Annotated in this window: 18 protein-coding genes; all 18 read left to right on the plus strand. The window is 41.0% G+C overall.

The window, feature by feature from the left end; genetic code table 11:
- Positions 1-417 precede the first annotated feature (417 nt).
- The 18 genes from BUB73_RS14075 to BUB73_RS14160 all read left to right on the plus strand — a co-directional run bounded on the left by BUB73_RS14075 (position 418) and on the right by BUB73_RS14160 (position 20,420).
- Positions 418-1,554: a Fic family protein gene (locus BUB73_RS14075; protein WP_073286806.1), complete on the plus strand. Its 1,137-nt coding sequence runs from the start codon at positions 418-420 to the stop codon at positions 1,552-1,554.
- 25 nt (positions 1,555-1,579) lie between these two features.
- Positions 1,580-1,804, plus strand: a complete 225-nt coding sequence (locus tag BUB73_RS14080) for a DUF3791 domain-containing protein (protein WP_073286809.1) — start codon at positions 1,580-1,582, stop codon at positions 1,802-1,804.
- Positions 1,801-2,019 (plus strand): hypothetical protein, encoded by a 219-nt coding sequence (locus BUB73_RS14085; RefSeq protein ID WP_073286811.1) that lies wholly within the window; start codon positions 1,801-1,803, stop codon positions 2,017-2,019. Before BUB73_RS14080 ends, BUB73_RS14085 begins: the two co-directional genes overlap by 4 nt.
- 148 nt (positions 2,020-2,167) lie before the next feature.
- Entirely contained in the window at positions 2,168-3,346 is a 1,179-nt protein-coding gene (locus BUB73_RS14090; protein ID WP_073286813.1) for a GIY-YIG nuclease family protein, read from the plus strand.
- Positions 3,347-3,446: 100 nt separating this feature from the next.
- Complete coding sequence (locus tag BUB73_RS14095) at positions 3,447-5,015, plus strand: type I restriction-modification system subunit M (RefSeq protein ID WP_073286816.1); 1,569 nt, start codon at positions 3,447-3,449, stop codon at positions 5,013-5,015.
- A gap of 125 nt (positions 5,016-5,140) precedes the next feature.
- A complete protein-coding gene (locus tag BUB73_RS14100; RefSeq protein ID WP_073286819.1) occupies positions 5,141-6,301 on the plus strand; it encodes an ATP-binding protein in 1,161 nt (386 codons plus the stop codon).
- An 86-nt stretch (positions 6,302-6,387) separates the two neighbouring features.
- A complete protein-coding gene (locus BUB73_RS17415; protein WP_073286822.1) occupies positions 6,388-7,533 on the plus strand; it encodes a restriction endonuclease subunit S in 1,146 nt (381 codons plus the stop codon).
- 5 nt (positions 7,534-7,538) lie between these two features.
- Positions 7,539-8,330 carry a DUF4393 domain-containing protein gene (locus BUB73_RS14110; protein WP_083539801.1) on the plus strand — a complete coding sequence of 264 codons (792 nt, stop codon included), beginning with the start codon at positions 7,539-7,541 and terminating at the stop codon, positions 8,328-8,330.
- A gap of 23 nt (positions 8,331-8,353) precedes the next feature.
- On the plus strand, positions 8,354-9,529 hold the full coding sequence (locus BUB73_RS14115; protein WP_073286825.1) for a hypothetical protein: 1,176 nt from the start codon (positions 8,354-8,356) through the stop codon (positions 9,527-9,529).
- Between the two features lie 118 nt (positions 9,530-9,647).
- On the plus strand, positions 9,648-10,301 hold the full coding sequence (locus BUB73_RS14120) for a hypothetical protein (protein ID WP_073286828.1): 654 nt from the start codon (positions 9,648-9,650) through the stop codon (positions 10,299-10,301).
- Between the two features lie 105 nt (positions 10,302-10,406).
- Positions 10,407-10,943 carry a hypothetical protein gene (locus BUB73_RS14125; RefSeq protein ID WP_073286831.1) on the plus strand — a complete coding sequence of 179 codons (537 nt, stop codon included), beginning with the start codon at positions 10,407-10,409 and terminating at the stop codon, positions 10,941-10,943.
- 9 nt (positions 10,944-10,952) lie between these two features.
- The gene (locus tag BUB73_RS14130) at positions 10,953-11,672 is read left to right on the plus strand and encodes a hypothetical protein (protein ID WP_083539802.1); all 720 of its coding nucleotides are present in this window, start codon (positions 10,953-10,955) and stop codon (positions 11,670-11,672) included.
- Between the two features lie 154 nt (positions 11,673-11,826).
- A complete protein-coding gene (locus BUB73_RS14135) occupies positions 11,827-12,243 on the plus strand; it encodes a hypothetical protein (RefSeq protein ID WP_073286834.1) in 417 nt (138 codons plus the stop codon).
- On the plus strand, positions 12,240-12,779 hold the full coding sequence (locus BUB73_RS14140; RefSeq protein ID WP_073286837.1) for a helix-turn-helix domain-containing protein: 540 nt from the start codon (positions 12,240-12,242) through the stop codon (positions 12,777-12,779). The genes BUB73_RS14135 and BUB73_RS14140 overlap by 4 nt, the downstream gene beginning before the upstream one ends.
- A 14-nt stretch (positions 12,780-12,793) precedes the next feature.
- Entirely contained in the window at positions 12,794-13,225 is a 432-nt protein-coding gene (locus BUB73_RS14145; protein WP_073286840.1) for a hypothetical protein, read from the plus strand.
- A gap of 80 nt (positions 13,226-13,305) precedes the next feature.
- A complete protein-coding gene (locus BUB73_RS14150) occupies positions 13,306-16,575 on the plus strand; it encodes a type I restriction endonuclease subunit R (protein WP_073286842.1) in 3,270 nt (1,089 codons plus the stop codon).
- 93 nt (positions 16,576-16,668) lie between these two features.
- Positions 16,669-19,035: an McrB family protein gene (locus BUB73_RS17600; RefSeq protein WP_073286845.1), complete on the plus strand. Its 2,367-nt coding sequence runs from the start codon at positions 16,669-16,671 to the stop codon at positions 19,033-19,035.
- Positions 19,036-19,037: 2 nt separating this feature from the next.
- Entirely contained in the window at positions 19,038-20,420 is a 1,383-nt protein-coding gene (locus tag BUB73_RS14160) for an McrC family protein (protein ID WP_083539803.1), read from the plus strand.
- Positions 20,421-20,452 lie beyond the last annotated feature (32 nt).

Genomic DNA, 20,452 nt, shown 5'->3' on the forward strand with positions numbered 1-20,452 from the left:
GATTGTCTCGGGTGTACACGTACTTGAAGGCGCAATCCGCCAATAGAGACGCGATTTCCGTTTTGGGGGATTCGTTGTTGCCGATGATGTTTGTTTTTTTTTGTGTGGGCATATTATCTCCTATAAGAAAAAACACTTGATTAACTCAAGTGTTCAGGAGACTGTTCGTAACGCTCGGGAGGAATAATAGTTTATGTGTATTTTTTGTAAAGGGTAAAAATGTAAAAGAACTGTAAATTCAGTTGCCAAGACTATCGTGGGTGGAAGTGGTTGTATCAAAATTTGCACATACCACTCCAGGCCCGAAGAAAAGGAAATTATGGTGGATGTTATCGTGAATTGTTTGTAAGGAGTTTTTTATTTACTTATATTTCCCTCATATAAACAATCAAGGTACGCATATCGTTCATACGAGCAATGGAAAAGAAAAAGTTTGAACTAGACTTTGACGAATACATTCGTCATACGGAACCAAGTCGGCATGAAATGTCTTCTGCCTGGTCCACGGCAATTGGCTTGCAGCAGGTCGATGGGCTAACTCCTTCCAAGTACCTTTTTGAGACTGCCCGCCGTAACATCGATGGCGACATTACCATTGACGAAGCTCAGAAACTGATCAACAGTTATTACGAGTCAAAGACAGAACGGAATGACGACGAAGATGACGCCGAAGAGGCGGACAAGGTTTCTGCGCGCATCGCAAAAATTCTCAGCGAAAAGTCATTCAATTTCTCGCCCTCGTACCTGATTGCGATTCACGGGAAACTGTTCCAGGGAATTTATAAGTTTGCCGGAAAAATCCGAGACTACGACATTTCTAAAAAGGAATGGGTTCTGAACGGGGCATCCGTAATGTACGGGGCCGCCTTTGAACTGAAGATGGCCCTGGATTACGACTTTGAGCAGGAACGCAATTTTATCTATGGAGGCTTATCCATGGACCAAATTGTGGAACACCTGGCCTACTTTGTTTCGAGACTGTGGCAAATCCATGCCTTTGGCGAAGGCAATACGAGAACGACCGCCGTGTTTACCATCAAGTACTTGCGTTCCATGGGCTTTAAGGTTTCTAACGACATTTTTGCGAAGAACTCCTGGTATTTCAGAAACGCTCTGGTCCGCGCCAACTACAAGAATCTGCAGAAGGGTATCGATAAAAATCCAGAATTCTTGGAAAAGTTCTTCCGTAACATGCTCATGGGCGAACATAATGAACTGAAAAATCGGTTTATGCATGTGGACTTTAAAGGTCAAAAACCAACGATTAACACTCAAAAACCAACGATTGGTAATGAAAAGCCAACGATTGAAACGAAAAAAGCAAAGATTGAACTAGCTGTGGAAGAATCCTCGTTTAATAAGACCGCTAAGGAAAATTTGCTGAAATTTGTTCGGGGCGTAGAGCTAGACGAAATTTTTGGTGTTTCTAGAGTAAGGGAAATCGTCGTCTGCGGAGCCTCATCGGCGTCGGCTGCCTTGAAAAAATTGCAAGCCCTCAATTTGATAGAACCTGTTGTGGGCCACGGCAAGGGAAAGTTCCGTTTTAAGGAATGAAAACGAAATAGTCGGATAGAATAGTATGAAAGAAAAGCCGTCAAACATTTCTTATTTTATTTCGTTTTGCATTGAGCAATATAAGAATGCGAAGCAAATTTCTGGAGCCGAAGCTATGCAGCATTTAGACAAGTATGGCGTTTTGGAATATTTGCAGGAACACTTTGAAGTTTTGCATACACAAAGTGCTACATGGCTTGTGGAAGAAATCGATGAGTTTATTGCAGTTCGCCAGGGAGGGGTAAAATGAATTTGGAAGTAAACCAGGAAAATCTTTATTTGCTCCTGCCTTCCAAACTCTCCTGGATGGCTGAAATGCTTGCGGAAGATTCAAACATTGAACCTGTAGAAGCTCTCAAAAAACTCTATCTTTCGAAAACCTACAGCGAGCTGGAACAAGAAAACACCAAGATGTGGCACCTCGGCCCGGTGGCACTTTATCAGGAATATATTGAAAATCAGTGACTCTAGGAACGTTTATTTTCCTTCCTTCAAGCCTCTGCGTTGAACGCCGTTTTTTTGACAATCTCCACCGCGAGGTTCTGGGGTTCTTTTTTCGTTTCTGACACTAATTTGTCAAAATTTTAGGATAAATTTATCCTGAGGTTTATGTATGGATCAAGTATGCGGGATTTACAAGATTACTAATCTGGTCAACAACAAGTGCTATATCGGCCAGTCTATTAATATTTCCAGCCGTTGGAAACAGCATACCCAGTCTCTGGACAAGATTGAAAATCCCGATGGAGAGAATCCCCTTCGAAGGGCTTTCTTGAAATATGGCCTCACGCAGCAGGTTTCTCAGCCAGGCGTTTACGGAAACTTCAAATTTGAAGTGCTTTTGGAGTGCGACAGGGATGACCTTACCAAAAATGAGTATGCCAAGATTGAAGAACTGCAACCGGAATACAATCGAATGATGTGTCCGCCCAGTGCAGACAGAATGTGGCCCCGCAAGCAGAATCTTGAAAAATGTTGCTACGTGCAGTATCACAACTTCAATGCGTTAGGATATTTGCCTTTTGAAGGTGCTTTTTACGAGAATAAAGTCTGTGGCGAAGGCTATACAACATCAAAGAAAAGAGATTGCCTTAAGTTAAAGGGCGAAAAAGTTTATCTGATTGTTGGCATCAAGCAAAAGGGGCGTAAACAAAAGGATTTCTTCCTATGGAGCTATACTCAGGTAGAAGAAATTGAAATGTTTGACGAAACTCAATACGGAGTTCGAGGAACGGATTTCATTTGCAAGAAGCCTGTTCGATTAAACGACTTGCCCGGCTTTGAGCATTTTGCCAAACATACTATGGGCTCGTTTGCGTATGGGATGCAAAATGCAATAAACGATCCATTTTCCAAAGTTTTGATGAATGAGAAACTTTATGCTCCTGCAGAAAAGTTTGATGGCAAAGCTCTGCGATGGCTTGCCGATTTTGAGGATAATTTAGATGATGAATTTTTGCAATTAACGGCCAGAGATGAAAAGAATAAGCCTCATTGGTGTATTTTCCTTAGAGAAAAGTCTAATTTGTCATCCTCTTTTTTAAGGTATAGAGCTGATTTTACTCTATGCTGGGGCAAAGATTTATTTATTGAGCAATATAAGCTCTTCTGTAAGAGATTTCCTGCAATTGATTCGCTACTTATCCCTATATCGGTAAACACATGCGAAGTTGCCAAGGTTTTCCCAAACAAAAAAATACGTGTTTTTTACCCACCTAATGAAAAAGAGTGGGCAAAGGTAATAAGATTGTTAAAGAAGCTTCCAAATGTTGCGCTTGAAAAGCCGGACTAGGCATAATTTATCTTATATTTCTATTGAAAAGTCATCCTTTCGTTCCCTTGTGTCATCCTGAGCGGAGCGAAGGATCTAGCATTTATAATTAGGTACATACATGGCAAAAGTGGCGAAAACAACCAAGAAAGCTGTTGTAGAAAAGTCTGTAGAGGCATCCCTCTGGGAATCGGCTAACAAGTTGCGCGGAAGCGTTGAACCAGCTGAATACAAGCATGTGGTTCTTTCTCTGATCTTCTTGAAGTTTGCAAGCGACAAGTTCGAGGAACAGCGCGAAAAACTTAAGGCCGCTGGCCGCGAAAAGTACCTTGAAATGCCCGAGTTCTACAACAAGGACAATGTGTTCTACCTGGAAGAAACTTCCCGCTGGAGTTTTATTGTAGAACATGCCCGCCAAGCCGACATCGCCCTGCTTATCGACACGGCTCTCTCCAATATCGAAAAGAAGAACAAGAGCCTCCGAGGCGCACTCCCTGACAACTATTTCTCCCGCCTCCAGCTGGATGTGGCAAAGCTTGCCGCCCTGATTAGCGACATCGATGGCATCGACACCATCAAGGACAAGGAACAGGATGTCGTTGGCCGTGTGTATGAATACTTCCTTGGAAAGTTCGCCATTGCCGAAGGCAAGGGAAAGGGCGAATTCTATACCCCGAAAACAATCGTTGGCCTTATCGCCGAGATGATCGAACCTTACCGTGGCAAGATTTATGACCCCTGCTGCGGTTCGGGCGGTATGTTCGTGCAGAGTATGAAGTTTATCGAGGCCCATAACGGCAACAAGCGCGAGGTTTCTGTGTACGGTCAGGAATACACCGGCACAACCTATAAACTTGCCAAGATGAACCTTGCCATCCGTGGCATTACCGGCAACCTGGGCGAAAAACCTGCCGACACCTTTGCCGAAGACCAGCACAAGGATTTGAAGGCCGACTTCATCATGGCAAATCCGCCATTCAATCAGAAGTCCTGGCGAGCCGAAAACGAACTCCTCGATGACCCACGCTGGAAGGGCTACACCGTGCCGCCCACCAGCAACGCAAACTACGGTTGGATCCTGAACATTCTCTCCAAGCTCTCCGACAATGGCGTGGCCGGGTTCCTGCTTTCTAACGGAGCCCTCAGTGGGGAAGGTGACGAACTCCAGATCCGTAAGGAACTTTTGCAGAACGACAAGGTGGAAGCAATCCTTATTTTGCCCCGCAACATGTTCTATTCTACGGACATCAGCGTAACACTCTGGATCTTGAACAACAACAAGACTGCCCACGAAGTAAAGGTGGGCGAGGAATTGCGCAAGTACCGCAGCCGAAAAGGCGAAGTGCTCTTTATGGACCTGCGCCAGATGGGCGAACCCTTCGAAAAGAAATACACCCAGTTCAGTGCTGCTGACATCGAAAAAATCAGCGGAACCTATCACAAGTGGCAAGTCCAGAAAATCAAGGACGAACCGGAATACTGCGCAACCGCAACCCTCAAGGAAATCGAATCCAAGAACTGGTCCCTTGTACCCAGCAAGTACATCGAATTCAAGAACCGCGATGAACAGGTGGATTTTGATGAGAAAATGCGCGGTCTCCAGGCCGAAATGCGCGAACTCTTGAAAAAGGAAAAAGAATCCGAAAAGGAACTGGCAAAGGTATTTAAGAACCTGGGATTTGAACTGTAAAAATGCTGAAAAAAGGGAGTGGTACTACCGATTTTAACAGAATTTCGGGAGTAGTACTTCCTTTTTTATGTGATTTATTGGCTATTTTTACTTAAATTTGCTATTTTTGATGAAAAAGGAGTTTTATGCTAGAACGAATTTTAAAAATATCGGAAATAGAAGAAGATAGCCTTTTTTTATGGGGAAGCCGTCAGACAGGAAAAAGCACCCTGTTGAAAACGTTGTTCCCCAAAGCTCGTTTTTACGACCTGCTCAAGACTGATTTGCAGATGGCATTCAGGCTTCGCCCCGCACGATTGAGGGAAGAGTGCGAAATGCTCGAAGATGGAGAACTTGTTATCATTGACGAGGTTCAGAAAGTCCCCGCCCTTTTGGATGAAGTTCACTGGCTTATCGAGAACAAGGGAATAAAGTTTATCTTGAGCGGTTCCAGCGCCCGTAAACTGCGCAGAAGCGGAGCAAACCTGTTGGGAGGTCGCGCTTTGCGCCGGACGCTTTTCCCGTTGGTCAGTGCCGAAATCCCAGATTTCGATATAGATCATGCCTTGAACAACGGAATGCTACCTCGTCATTATCTTGCTAAAAATGCTACGCGGCGAATACAATCCTATATTGGCGATTATCTACAACAAGAAATTGTGGAAGAATCTGTGGTGCGTAGGCTAGATTCCTTTACTCGCTTTTTGCAGGTAGCCGCTCTCAGCAACGCAGAAATTGTCAATTACGCAAACATTGCTCGGGATTGCGGAGTGTCGGCAAAGACTGTGAAGGAATATTTTTCAATTTTGGAAGAAACCCTGCTGGGGTTCAATCTGCCTGCCTATACAAAAGAAATCAAGCGCAAAGTACAGCAATCGCCCAAGTTCTATTATTTTGACGTGGCAATACCAAACCACTTGTTGCAAAGAATTCCGTTGGTGCAGGGGACCGAAACTTACGGACATGCCCTGGAACACTTGATAATTCAGGAACTGCGAGCATATCTTTCGTATTGCAAGGGTGGCGATAAGCCACTCAGTTACTGGCACACTTTGGATAACCACTACGAAGTTGATGCCGTTATTGGCGATGCCGAGGTGGCGATTGAGATAAAGTCTGCAAAAAACGTAGAGTCTCACGACACCAAGGGGCTGAAAGCCTTTGGCGAAGAACATCCCGAAGCAAAGCTCATTCTTGTTTCGATGGAAGAAACTCCTCGAAAGTTGAATGGAATTGAAGTATGGCCAGCAACCCAGTTCCTGAAAAGACTTTGGTCTGGAAAAATTTTGGGAGAAGTTTCTTGTTAGAAAAAATGTTGCTATTTCCCAATTTTTTTTTTCGTTTTTGGGAAATAGAGTCGAGCCGGAATGCAGAAATTTAAGGGATCTATTTGATGTCTGAAAATGATTTGAAACGCCTAGGTGATTACATTCGCCCTGTGGATGTAAGGAACAGGGATTTGAAAGTGACGAGATTGTTGGGTGTAAGCATAACAAAAGCGTTTATGCCTTCTATAGCCAACATCGTTGGAACAGATTTATCCACTTATAAGGTTGTAACCAAAGGTCAATTTGCCTATGGTCCTGTAACCTCTCGTAACGGCGATAAAATTTCAGTTGCTTTATTGGATGAATTTGATGACGCAATTATTTCTCAAGCGTATTCTGTATTTGAAGTCATCGACAAAAATGCTTTGGAGCCAGAATATCTAATGATGTGGTTCCGTCGTCCAGAATTTGACCGCTACGCTCGTTTCAAAAGTCATGGAAGCGCCCGCGAAGTATTTGATTGGGACGAAATGTGCGAAGTTCTCGTACCCATCCCCTCAATAGAAAAACAGCGCGAAATCGTAGCCGAGTACAATACCCTCCAAAACCGCATAGAAACCAACAAGAAACTCATCGCCACCCTCGAACAAACCGCTTGTACAATTTATCAAAAGATGTTCCAAGAAGATTCTTCTATTGTCAAAGGTAGAATCGGGGATCTGTGTAAAAGTTATTCGGGATACCCTTTTGACGGCGAACGGTATTCTGAAACGGAAGGAGTTGTTGCTTTGCGAGGTGAAAATGTGACTGAGCAAAGTCTCCGCTGGGATACTGTAAAGAGATTTAATGATGAAATAACAGAACGCATTGCAAAATGCTATTTGCAAGAATGGGATGTTGTCATCGGAATGGATGGATCAAAAGTTGGAAAGAACTGGTCTTTAGTTACAGAATATGATTTGCCTTTACTTTTAGCTCAACGAGTGACAAGATTGCGTGCGAATTCCATTGAAATTCAGTTGTATATCTACATGTCACTGAAAATGGAAAAGTTTTCTGAGTATGTATCGCGAGTAAATACTGGCTCTACCATTTTGCATATTAGCGGCCCCCAAATAGAAGATTTTCCAATAGTCATTCCATCAGATGTTCAATTGAAAATTTTAAAACAAGAATATGTGCCTCTATTTGAATCTATAAAAGAGCGTAGAAGAGAAAATCAATTATTAACTCAAATGCAAACCCTTCTCCTCTCCAAAATTGGTGGATAAAAGACATGAGTGAAATTCCTTCTGAACTGCAAAATGTTTTAGTTGATTGTGCCAAAACTATTCTACCACAAGTATATTCTGATTTAGCACAACCTGGTGTAAAAGCTGTTGGTCAAGCCCTTGGCACAGTATTGGAATTTTCATCAACAGTTCTACTTCCGTTAAAACTAGTTAACGAAAAGGCGAAGTTACTTTTTGTAAAGCGCTTAAATGAATATAAGGAGAAGCTAGAATCAATTCCCGAAGGAAAGCGAATAGAGGTTGCTCCTGAATTGGGGGCTCCTGTTTTAGATAAGTTAACGTATACAACAAATGATGAAATTGCAGAATTATTTACAAATTTATTGACTAATGCGTCAAATGAAAATCGAGTAAATGTAGCTCATCCATCTTTTGTGTCTATGATAGAACGTTTATCTCCGGACGAAGCTCGAATACTAAAATATCTTCAAAATGTAGATGAAATACTTTATTGTGATTTTAACGGTAATGTGGAAAAAGGCTATCAAGTGATATGCAAGCATGTTACGAATATACAAAAGAAGGTTTCTTTACTATATCCTAGTAATGAACTTGCTTATTTATCAAATTTAGAAAGTATGGGAATTCTAAAAGATAATTTTGGAGTTCATAAAGTTAATGAGAGCCTTTATGATGAAATTGCTTCTTTTCATGCGATAGAAACTTTAAGAAAAATGCTTGTGCCGAACCAATATAAAAGTATAACGTTGAATAAATGCTATTATAGCGTCACTGCATTTGGTAAAATGTTTATTGAAGCTTGTATTCGTACCTAATTTTTATCAAAAGGTTTATGTAATTGGAAGAAGAAAGAACTTTTAAACCATCTGAGATTTTAGAGTATTGTTCAAAGAAATGGTTTGATAATCCAGTTGGTATTTCAGCCTTGGATTTGGCAGAACATTTGCAAATAACAAATGAAGCTGCCATGAGAATATTTGAAAGTTTTCAGAACTTGGGCTATGGAAGTTTAAATAGAAATGTTAAACTATGTACGATGAGTTTTGATCCGAGGAATATTCAAGAATCTCCAGAATTTAAAGATCAAATAACACACATGTTCTTTCCTTCCCAAAGAATTCTAGCCTGTTATTATGAAAAGTTAGGATTACTTCGCCAAAATATTCCTGAATATAAGAAACGACTAAAGCTTGGTGCTGGCCAGATTGCTCAAGCCTATTTTGATGAAGAAGTCTTACGTCGTTATTTTGGCCATCCTGAAAAATATGAGACTGAAGATTCTGAATCAGGAGGTTCTGTACTCTCTTTAGGTGAAAATACTCCATACATCTGGGTTCGTTATTCAAAAAGAAAACTTGAAAATGGTCAAATAGTCGTGGGGGCTATTTACAAGGATCTTGCAGCAATGTCTGAACAAAATCAGAAACATTGGGAATCCTATGAACTAAAGGAAGCCAAGTTCCTTGATTACGAAAAAGACGAGGCGTATCAAAAATTTGTCCATAGTCAGTTTTATGGAGAATTTGCTGATTATATTGATCCTATTTCAGGCGTCTTTGAGTCTTTGAAAAAAATAAATGAATCATTTGGAGTAGATATCTTTAGGAATACAGAGAATCCTTTGCTAAAGGCTCCTGTTGAGAATACATTGAAATCCTTTTGTGATTCCTGCTCTGAATTGGATAAACTCTTTGCAAATGGAAACATTGATGAAAAGTTGATAAAGAAATGGATCCTTGAAAAGAATGTTGCCGAAGAATCTGATTTGTACAATCCAGGAAAGGAACATCGCCCGTTATCAAGTGCTCAAATGCTGAAATTGGTTGAACAGAAAATATGCGGTTCAACTCAATTATCGAAATTGTTAAAAGAAGTCAGAGACTATAGAACTATGGCGGATCATCACATTGAATTGGCCAAAGAAGAATGTGTTTCGTACAGTCAACGATTCTATGATATGTGCAAAATGTTGTTGGAATCTTTAAAAAATTTGAATAGAAACTTGATGATGTAAAATCTCGGAGAAGGTTGTTCTTGAAATTTAACAAGGAAGAATGTTTGAAACAAAAAATCGCAGATGCAGAGTCAAAATTAAGTAAAGAATAATTTGTCAGAAAAATATTGGAAGCAATATGGAATTTGTGGATGTAGTTTTTAAATTGTTGCCGGGCTTTATCTCTGCCGGTATATTTTATCTTTTGACATCGTATGAAAAATCAACTCCCTTTGAAAGGGTTGTTCAAGCCCTTGTTATGACGGCATTTGTAAAAACCGGGGTGATAGTTTTAAATTATATAATGTTATGCTATAATTGTATAGAGAACGCGTCTGATGATTTGAATTATGTTCTTTCTATAATTCTCGCAGTATTACTTGGTTTATTATTGTCTTGGTGCGTGAATAATGATATTCCAAATTTATGGTTTAGGGAGGATTCATCTCGTTCTAAACTATTTCGTTATACCATTGGATTGCTGTCAAAGTTGCATCTTACAAATAAAACTTTGCATCCATCAGAGTGGTTTTCTTTTTTTAGAGATTCTTCAGGATTAGCAATATTGCACTTGGATGGAGAGAGACGTTTAATTGGCTTTATATTGCAATATCCAGATAGCCCTGAAAAAGGTCATTTTATTCTTATTAATGCTGGTTGGATTGATGATGATAATAAGATTATACCGTTAGATAATGTTGAAAAAATGCTAATTTCTTCAAAAGAAGTGATAAGGGTTGAATTTATAAAAAAAGAGGTGAAAAATGACAACCAACGCTCCGATAAAGATTAATGTTGTTCATCAAGATGGTGCTAATACTCGTGCATCAGTAAATACGTCTCCGGTTCAGACACTTCCGACCACATCTCCGTCGCCCAAGCCTCCTGCAAAAAGCAAATGATTCAACAACAATTCTCTAAAATTTTCTGGAAGCAGTATCTTCTCCTTGAAAAGGATTTCTTGGAGACCGATGAATATGTTACTATTGACAAGAGTAACTACAGTACGTTTTCTAGCCGCTACACTTATTTATTCCTGAATATCTGTAGTGAGATTGATTCCCTTGCGGAGGAATACTGCAAGGTGGTTGATCCGGCTTCAAAGCCGAAGAACATTCTTCAGAAGATGTCTGTCATTGTTACAAATGATTCTAGGATTAAGGATCAGACGATTTCTACGAAATATCCCTACGAGAAAATTAACGTTGTTCCTTTTGCCAACTTCGGCGCCGAAGCTGCCGGCTGGTGGAAGGACTATAACCAGGTTAAACATTTCCGTGCCGATAAACCAGAGAATGGCATCCCCAATTACCAGCTTGCCAATTTGAAAAACGTCATTCACGCATTAGCTGCTCTCAACATTCTTTGCACAAATCTATACAAGAAACTTGAAGATTCTCAAGTGGAACTAGAACCGTCAAAGTTATTTGAGTGAGTTGTCCGTATGATGGAAAGAATAGATGAATTAAAGCCGCTATATGATAGTCTTCTCTCTAAGTTCACAAATGAAGAGTGGAACTGTTATTGTACTTTTTTTATTCAGAAAGGAAAGGAGTTTGATTCCTCAAAAAACAGAATTCTTTTCATAGGAAAATCTGTAAATGGCTGGATTAGTTCTAGCAAGAATGTTGACGAATTGTTCTCTCAATCTAATCTGAGTAGGATTGTAAACCGAGATGACGAAATTGAGTGGGTTCAGAATTGCGCCGGCAGTGCCAAAGGTTATAATTCAAGGAAATCTGCTTTTTGGCGCATTATTATCGGTGTCATAAATAGAATTGAAAAGAAAAAAGAATGGTTTAAGTATGTGTCGTGGTCAAACCTTTATAAGGTCAGTCCTGATAGCGGAAACCCGAATTCTAATATGAAAAGGAAACAACAGGAAATATGTTGCTCAATCCTGGATAAGGAAATTGAAATCTTAAATCCTCGAACAATTGTTTTCCTAACATCTGGTTGGGAGAATTTTTATGTGCGACATATTGGCTTGGATCCACAAAAGAATAAAAAGGTAAAATGGGGACGTCATACAGCATCTTTCCAAGAGTTCAATGGTGTAAAGTATATTTTCTCTCAGCATCCTCAGGGAAAAAGAGAAGATTGCCATATTGATGCTATTTGTTCAATTATTGAAGGAATTTCAGAATCTTTACTAGAAACTTGAAGATTCCCAAATAGAATTGGAACCGTCAAAGTTGTTTGAATAGGCAAATAGGATTAATGATTGAAAATGGCTCAAAAACGGAAGTTTTTGAGTCTTTTTTTATAAAAATTATTCCATCTATTGCTTTTTATAGCATATATGCTATATTTTAAACATGAATTTTAAGTTTTTCCCTGACGATGAGCTGCATAGTCCCGATAAAGACTATAAGGACGAGGTTGGTGATGTCGGGCGAGAAATAAAAGATTTGTCCAGATATAGACCCGATTTGTACTTGCGCGTTAAGACTTTTTTGACAAATCTTGCTAAGGTTGACGATATATCACCATACCTGCAGAACCAGCAGATTTACAAGTTCCCAGATAAAGGAGGACTTTATGAAATGCGAATTCCCAAACAGGCTGGTGGAGGTGTTTTTCGAATCTATTTTTGCTTTGCGGAATTATTGAAAAACACGCTGATTCTTTTGTGCGCTGAGTTGAAGCACAAAACAAAACCGATGAAGCTAAACAACGCAGAAGATAAGTTAAAACAGTATAAGGAAATGGTCAAGCAAGGAGACATGCAATGAAGAACGATGAAGTTTTGAATTTCATGGAATCGTTGGAAAGCGAAGATGAAAAACTCGCTTCCTTTGTAAAGATGTACGAGGCTTTGTCTGCCTTTCTTGCTGATTACGAGTTCCTGAAGGATTCGAAGGATCTTACTCAGAAAGATATTGCAGAGAAAATGGGCACAACCCAGAGCGCAATTTCCCGCATTGAGTCCTTGAAGACAAATCCTTCTTACAAGCAGTTGTTGAAAATGGCTGAAGCTGTTGGTGGTGAATTGCTCGTCACCCCTATGAAGGATATGACTGTTCAGGTTCCTTATGACCTGCAAAATACGGTTCGCAAACTCGCATCCGGTGAAAACAAGACCACGAACGAGTATTTGGATGAAGTCCTTCGTGATGCTATTGAATCTGAATTTCAATGCTTTGCAAAAAAGACTTTCAAGGTTGGTATGGCTTGTGAATCGATGGCTACGTACAATACGACTGCCGGATTGTCCTGGAGTGCCACTACACTGAAATTGATTAATGGTAAGAATGTGTATGCCGCATAACAGCGAGGTTTCTTATGAAAGAAAAGTTTAAAGAGTTGTTAGGTTTGCTTCAGCTTGCTGATATTCGATTCATGGAATCTCATGAGGCTGTAGTCTTTTATCCGGAGGAATTGGAAAAAGGCGAGCAAGCTGAAGTAAAGACCGGTCAGGCATTTGCCAATGAGGATCCTGCAGTAAATAATGGAAACTTGTTGTTTAGAATCAAGTACGAAATAAATTTCGCCGTTAGAGGCAAGGATTATTTCAAAACGCAATATGTTATTGCTGTTATATTCACAACGTCTGATTTAGAAAAGTCTCTTGAGTTGTTGAAAGATGAAAAACTGAAGGAAGTTTTCATCCGTCAGCAGCTTAATCGAACGTTGTGGACCGTCCTTCGTGGGACTGTGCTGGATGCTTTTAATCGCCATTCCCTAAAGCCACTCCCTTTGCCGTGGTTGATGTAAATAGGGTGTATGTGAACTTTTAAGGTCAAAATTTGTGACCTTATATTTTTGTATTGCAAAAACTAAGTTATCTTTAAATCATGGCCTTCAAAGAAGCTGATTTAGAGATTGCGATCAAGGATCTCCTTGTTCAGGAGGGGTATTCTTATGTTCCTGGGGAGCAGATTGCCCGTTCCGAAGAAGATGTCCTGATTGAATCGGACTTGCGGGAATATCTGCATCGCAGGTATGATGCCGAGGGCATTACCGACAATGAAATCCAGCTTCTTGTGATGGAGTTGCGTTCTTTGGCCGCAAGCGACCTTTACGAGAGTAACAAGAAGTTCTGTACATGGCTTTCTGACGGTTACATGCTCAAGCGCGAAGACCCGAAGCAGAAGGATATTCTTATTGAACTGGTGGATTATTCTGCATTAGGGGATCATCGAAAGGTGGGCTTTGGCTTGGATTCCGAAGATTCCGGTGTCGCCTTGGCTGCCGATGTTCAGGCAAAGTACAGCGCAGACCATAACATTATCAAGTTTGTAAACCAGCTGGAAATTGTTGGCCTAGGGAACGAAAAGCGTATTCCCGATGGAATTCTTTACGTAAACGGCTTGCCTCTGGTTGTTTTTGAGTTCAAGAGCGCTGTTCGTGAAGATGCCACAGTGTTCAATGCCTTTGAACAGTTGACCGTTCGTTACCGCCGTGATATTCCCCAGCTGTTTGTCTATAACGCCTTCTGTGTCATTAGCGATGGCGTTAATAACAAGGCCGGTAGTTTCTTTGCCAAGTACGATTACTATTACGCCTGGCGTCGTATTGGTTTTAAGGATAAGCGTGTTGATGCCGAGGGTATTGAAAGCCTGTATTCCATGATCCAGGGAATGTTTGGCCGTAAGCGCCTGCTGGATATTTTCAAGAATTTCCAGTATTTCCCGGATAGCAGCAAAAAGGAATTGAAGGTTCTTTGCCGTTACCCGCAATATTACGCTGCACGATCTTTGTACGAGAATATTTGCAAGGCTCGCAAGCCTGCTGGCAATGGCAAGGGTGGCACCTATTTTGGAGCGACTGGCTGCGGAAAGAGCTATACCATGCTCTTCTTGACACGCTTGCTGATGCGTTCCCAGGAATTCAAGAGCCCGACCATAATCTTGATAACAGACCGCACCGATTTGGATGACCAGCTTTCTGGTTTGTTTGTTGGATCCAAGAAGTACATCGGCGATGAACGTGTCGAAAGTGTTGAAAGCCGAGCAGACCTTCGCGAAAAGTTGAAAGGCCGTAAGAGTGGGGGAGTGTTCCTTACCACAATCCAGAAATTCAGCGAAGATATTGAACTCTTGACGGACCGCAACAATGTGGTTTGCATTTCTGACGAAGCGCATCGAACTCAGACCAACCTGGATCAAAAAGTTACCGTGACCGATAAAGGCGTAAAGACCAGCTATGGCTTTGCTCGCTATCTGCACGATTCCTTGCCTAATGCAACTTACGTGGGCTTTACAGGAACGCCTGTAGATGCCACGCTGGAAGTATTCGGTGATGAAGTGGATATCTACACTATGGTGGAATCCGTGAAGGATGGCATTACGGTGCCTATCGTTTACGAAGGTCGTGCCGCTAAGGTGGTGCTGAACAATTCCGTTCTAGAAGATATTGAAAAGTATTATGATGAAGCTGCGGAACAAGGTGCCAACGAATACCAGGTGGGCCAAAGTAAACGTGAAATGGCCCAGATGGGTGTTATCCTTGGCGATCCGGACCGTTTGAAAGCCGTTGCCGCAGACTTCGTTGCCCATTACGAGGCCCGCATCGAGGAAAAGTCTTCGGTCCGTGGCAAGGCCATGTTCGTTTGCTACAATCGCAAGATCGCTTATCAGCTTTATAAGAACATCTTGGAACTTCGCCCTGATTGGGGTACGGCAAAGGCCTTTGATGAATCTCTGGTTGTCCCGGGAGAGGAACTGAGCGACAAGGAAAAGCGAGAGCTGAAGCCAGTTGAACGCATCAAGATGGTCATGACCCGCAACAAGGACGATGAAAAGGACTTGTGGGATTTGCTTGGTGACAAGGATGACCGCAAGGAACTGGACCGCTTGTTCAAACAGGAACGCTCCAATTTCAAGATTGCCATTGTGGTGGATATGTGGCTGACCGGCTTTGATGTGCCTTGCCTTGACGCCATTTACATCGATAAGCCCATTCAGCAACATTCCTTGATCCAGACTATTTCTCGAGTGAACCGCACCTTTGCCGGCAAGGACAAGGGCATTGTTGTGGATTACATCGGTATCAAGCGCAGAATGAACCTTGCCTTAAAGCAATATGGTGCCGGTTCTGAACAGAACGTAGAAGATATTTCTGCTGCCATTACGGAATTCCGCAATCACCTAGATTTACTTGACCGCCTGATGCATGGCTTTGATGCTTCCGCCTACTTTAAATCTGTGGGCGAGGGGGCTGAACTCAAGAAACTAGAATGCCTGCGCCAGGCTCAGGAATATGTTCAGAAGACGAAAGAGAATGAAGCTCGCTTTATGGGGTTGTCTCAGCGCCTGAAGGCATCCTACGACATTTGCGTGGGTAACGAAAAAATCGAGCAGGCAGAACGCAATAAGGCTCATTTCTATTTCGCAATCCGTTCTATCATTCATAAGCTGACAAAGGGCGATGCTCCCGATACAGCCCAGATGAATGCCCACGTTCGTGAGATGATTGCCGCCGCCCTCCAGAGTGATGGCGTTGAAGAAGTCTTGAAGTTGAATGATGAAAATGCCGAAAATTCTGTTCAGAACATCTTTGACAAGGAATACCTGGAGCACATTAACCGCATCAAACTTCCGAATACAAAAATCAAGCTTCTTCAGATGCTTTTGAAAAAAGCTATTGGCCAAATTCGCAAAGTCAATAAGATCAAGGGTGTCGATTTCACCAAGAAAATGCAGGCGCTGGTCGAAACATACAACGACCGCACCGAACAAGACATCTTGAAGAGCGAAGTCTACGAAGAAATGGCCGAGACCCTGACCAACATGATCATGGAAGTCCGAGCCGCCTTCGATGCCGGTGACGACAAGGGCTTAAGCTTCGAAGAAAACGCCTTCTATGACATTTTGAAGATGCTTTGCGATAAGTACCACTTTACTTATCCCGAAGACAAGCTGATTGCTTTGTCCAAGGAAGTAAAGAATATCGTAGATGATGTTGCCGCATACCCAGACTGGAATAAGAAAGACGACATCAAGTCTATGCTCAAGGTGGATCTAATCATCAAGCTAGACGAATTCGGCTACCCACCCGTAGAACGCGACGAAGTCTACGGCGAAATCTTCGAACAGGCCGAAAACTTTAAGAAGAATAGATAGAAATGATTTGAACCCAATTATGTGGAATAAGTCGCCCCTTTGGCGACTTTTTCTCATTTTATAAGGTTATATTTAACATAAAATAGAGGTTTTATGTCAGAATCAGCTAAACTCACCTGGATTCCATTCTATCAGGAATTTGCGCAGAAACTGTTGCCGTATAAAAATAATCGAAAAGACCTTTTGGCGATAGTCTATTCCCTTGACAGCAAATTTACTGACTACATTCATAATGATGATGGATCCAAGGTTGGCGACATAGACCCTTTTTCTGTGTTTGCAATTTTCAACCGTGGGATTTCGGTGGCAAACCGAATAAAAGTGATATCTTACTTTAAGGATTGTTTTAATATCGAAGCTCCGGTTCCTGAAGATTTTAGTGGCATTCCCATCTTAAATAATCAGCAGTCAACACTCTATTGGCGAGAAACTGCATCTGAACAAATTCCAATATTGTGGGATTTATTTGAAGCTGCGTTGACTGATGACGAATCTACATTAGCTGAAAAATTTGACAAAATAATGGAATATAAGGGCATAAAATGGAATATGTCCATAGTCCTTTTTTGGGCGCATCCTCAAAAATTTATTCCATTGGATAGTGTAACTCGAAACTTGTTGAAGGCTAAACATAATCTAACCATAAATGATGAAATGCTTTCTTCTGCCAAATATCTCGGGATTATTGGCCAAGTAAAAACATTGTTTGAACAGCCCAATTCGCCGTACAAATCTTTTGCAGAAATGTCGGACAACGCTTTTACTTATGCGTCCGAGCAACAAAGATTTTGGATTGCAGGAACAAGTTTCGGGGAACCTCGCAAAAACCAAATAGACAAGTTCGTAAAAGAAGGATATTGGGAAGGTGGCGAGTGTGACACTGAAAAGTATATAAAGCTGGTTAAAAGCGGAGACATCTTAATTGCCTCAACATGTGCAACAAAGGGCCCAGGAAATAAGCTTCCTTTTTTGAGAGTATATGGCGTTGGAATTGTAACATCCGATATGCAGGTTCCTGATCCGGCTAGACCTCGCTGGTTTAAATGCGATGTTGACTGGATTCGAATTTCTCCCGAAGTTGATTTTGATGGAAATAAATACGGGAAATATCGTAAGACCCTGCAAGAGTGTGCAGAAAATCTATTGGATTTAAAAAACTTTGCGCTTGAAAAATTAGAAATGGGACAAATTGAACCAAGGATGGATGAAATGGATAAGTGTCAAGAATATGTTAAACTCCTTGAAGCAAATCACAACATCATTCTTCATGGTGCTCCGGGTACTGGAAAGACATACTTGGCGAAAAAGATTGCTGAGGAAATGAACGCTGAATATGAAATGGTTCAGTTCCATCAGTCCTATGATTATACCGATTTCGTTGAAGGATTGAGACCTGTAGATAAAAACGGGTCCGTAGTTTTTGAACGTAAAAATGGCGTGTTTAAGGATTTTTGTAAGAAAGCTTTGTTGGCATCTCAAAATAAAGATTCAAATGAAATTTCTTTTGCACAAGCTTACGAAGATATTTTGAAAAAAATTGAACAAGAAGAAATTCAATCTTTTTCTCAAAAATCAGGTGTTGAAGTCTATGTTAAGGAAATTTCTTCTCAACGAAATATTGTTTTACAGAGTTTTGATACTATTTCTAAAGATGTTAACGATCAAGCAAGAAAACACACAGTTTCCTTTAATCGCTTGAGTAAATTATTTGAAAAATTCTCTACATGTGAATCATTAAAGAATATTGTAAATATTGATAAAGAAATCTCTAATGTTATTGGTGGTTGTAATGCATCGGCCTATTGGGCTGTACTTTATTCCATTTTGAATTATAAGGAATCTTACAAGAATTCCATTGAATCCGTTAATAAAAAATTCATTTTTATCATTGATGAGATAAACCGTGGTGAAATGTCCAAAATTTTTGGAGAACTGTTCTTTTCTGTTGATCCGGGATATAGAGGCTTAAATGGTAAGGTGAAAACTCAATATCACGCCTTAGTGCCTAGCAGCGATGTATTCGTAGACGGCTTCTTCGTTCCCGAAAATGTCTATATCATAGGTACTATGAATGATATCGACCGCAGTGTAGAATGTATGGACTTCGCCATGCGTCGTCGTTTTGCATTCAAGGAAATCAAGGCAAGCGATCGAATTGAAATGCTGGATGATTTAAAGTGCTGTAAGAAGGATGAAGCTGTTGCACGAATGACTTCTATCAACACTGCAATAGAAAAGGTTCCGGGGCTGTCTTCGGCCTATCACATTGGCCCAGCATATTTCCTGAAATTGGATAATTACGAAGGTGATTTTGATCTTCTTTGGGAATACCATATCGAAGGTATTATCAAGGAATATCTCCGCGGCATCGATCCTGATGGAACTCACTTTGGTGCTCTGAAAAAAGCATACGAAGGAAAGGTTCAAACCGAAAATTTAACAGAAAACGCTGAAGTCTAGTTTTGAAGCCGATAATTCTTAAAGACAATACTCTCAATCAGCCTCTTGATGGCTTTAAGGGCTCTTGCGATTCTCTTCGTAAGTCTCTTGACAGTATTGCCGGAAAGACGTTTTCTCAATTGAGTGAATCAAACTTCATTGTATTCCCTCCAATTGCCAAAGAAGCCGATTTAAAGAATGATGACGTAGTCTTGAATTATCGCGTCGATGGCGAAAATCTTCGTTTTACAACAGGCAATGTGATGGGATTCTTTGCTGCGGGCAAAGACAATCATTTCCAAATACAGTCTCGATTTGATTCTGGAAACAAGAATTATTTTTTGCATTACATGCTTCAAAAAGTGTGCAATGTGGCGTTTACTCCTCGTACCAGCGTGGGGGAGGATTCGTTCTACGATTTCATTTATTTCTTATTCCCGGCCTATTTGCGAAAGGCGATCAATCAAGGCGTTTACCGAGCCTATGTGACCAGGGAATATAACGACGCCAATGTTCGCGGTCCCATAGATGTAGCCCGTCATATTCGTAAGAATGTTCCTTTCAATGGTAAAATTGCCTATCACACGCGAGAATACACAACGGACAATTGCGTAACACAGCTGATTCGCCATACCATAGAGCATATTCGCTCTTTGAGCATGGGGGATGCAGTTCTGAATGGTTCGGACGGCAAGAATCGTGATGATGTATCAGAAATCGTTGCAGCGACACCGACATATTCAAGACACGATCGTATGTCCGTTATTGCCAAGAATCTTCGTCCTGTTACGCATCCCTATTACACTGCATACGAACCCTTGCGTAAACTCTGCCTGGCCATTTTACGCCATCAAAAGTTGAGCTATGGCGAAAGCAACTCGGATTCCATCAATGGAATTCTTTTTGACGGAGCCGCCCTTTGGGAAGAATATCTAAACGTAATCATGCGAGATTCGGAAATTGGCGAAAAACTTGTCCATCCGAATAACAGAACGGGTTTTAGACGACAGCATCTGTTTGAACTAGACGATGGCACCAAGAATCGCTGCATTTATCCGGATTTCTTGATGGATGTAGATTCCAAGCAAGGAAAAATATTTACAGCAGAAAAAGTACTTGATGCAAAATACCGCCGTTTAGATGGCGGCTTGGACAGAGATGCTTCTTTCCAGATATTGTCTTATCTGCTACGATTCTCTTCAAAGAAAGGATATTTACTGTATCCTTCTGGAGAAACAAGTGTAAAGGAAAAATCATACACGCTAATTCAACCCAAAGATTCATCTGCTATTGTAATCAAGGCAATTCCGTTCCATGTGCCGGAATATAATGAGACTATTTCTTTTCAAAAATTTTCAGAGGAAATGCAGACGGAAGAAGGGGATTTTGTAAAGAAATTATGTTGATTTCGCTTTAAAAGAGTCCTTCTACCGCTTTT

Origin of the sequence: Fibrobacter sp. UWH6 (assembly GCF_900142465.1) — a bacterium.
Lineage (GTDB): Bacteria > Fibrobacterota > Fibrobacteria > Fibrobacterales > Fibrobacteraceae > Fibrobacter.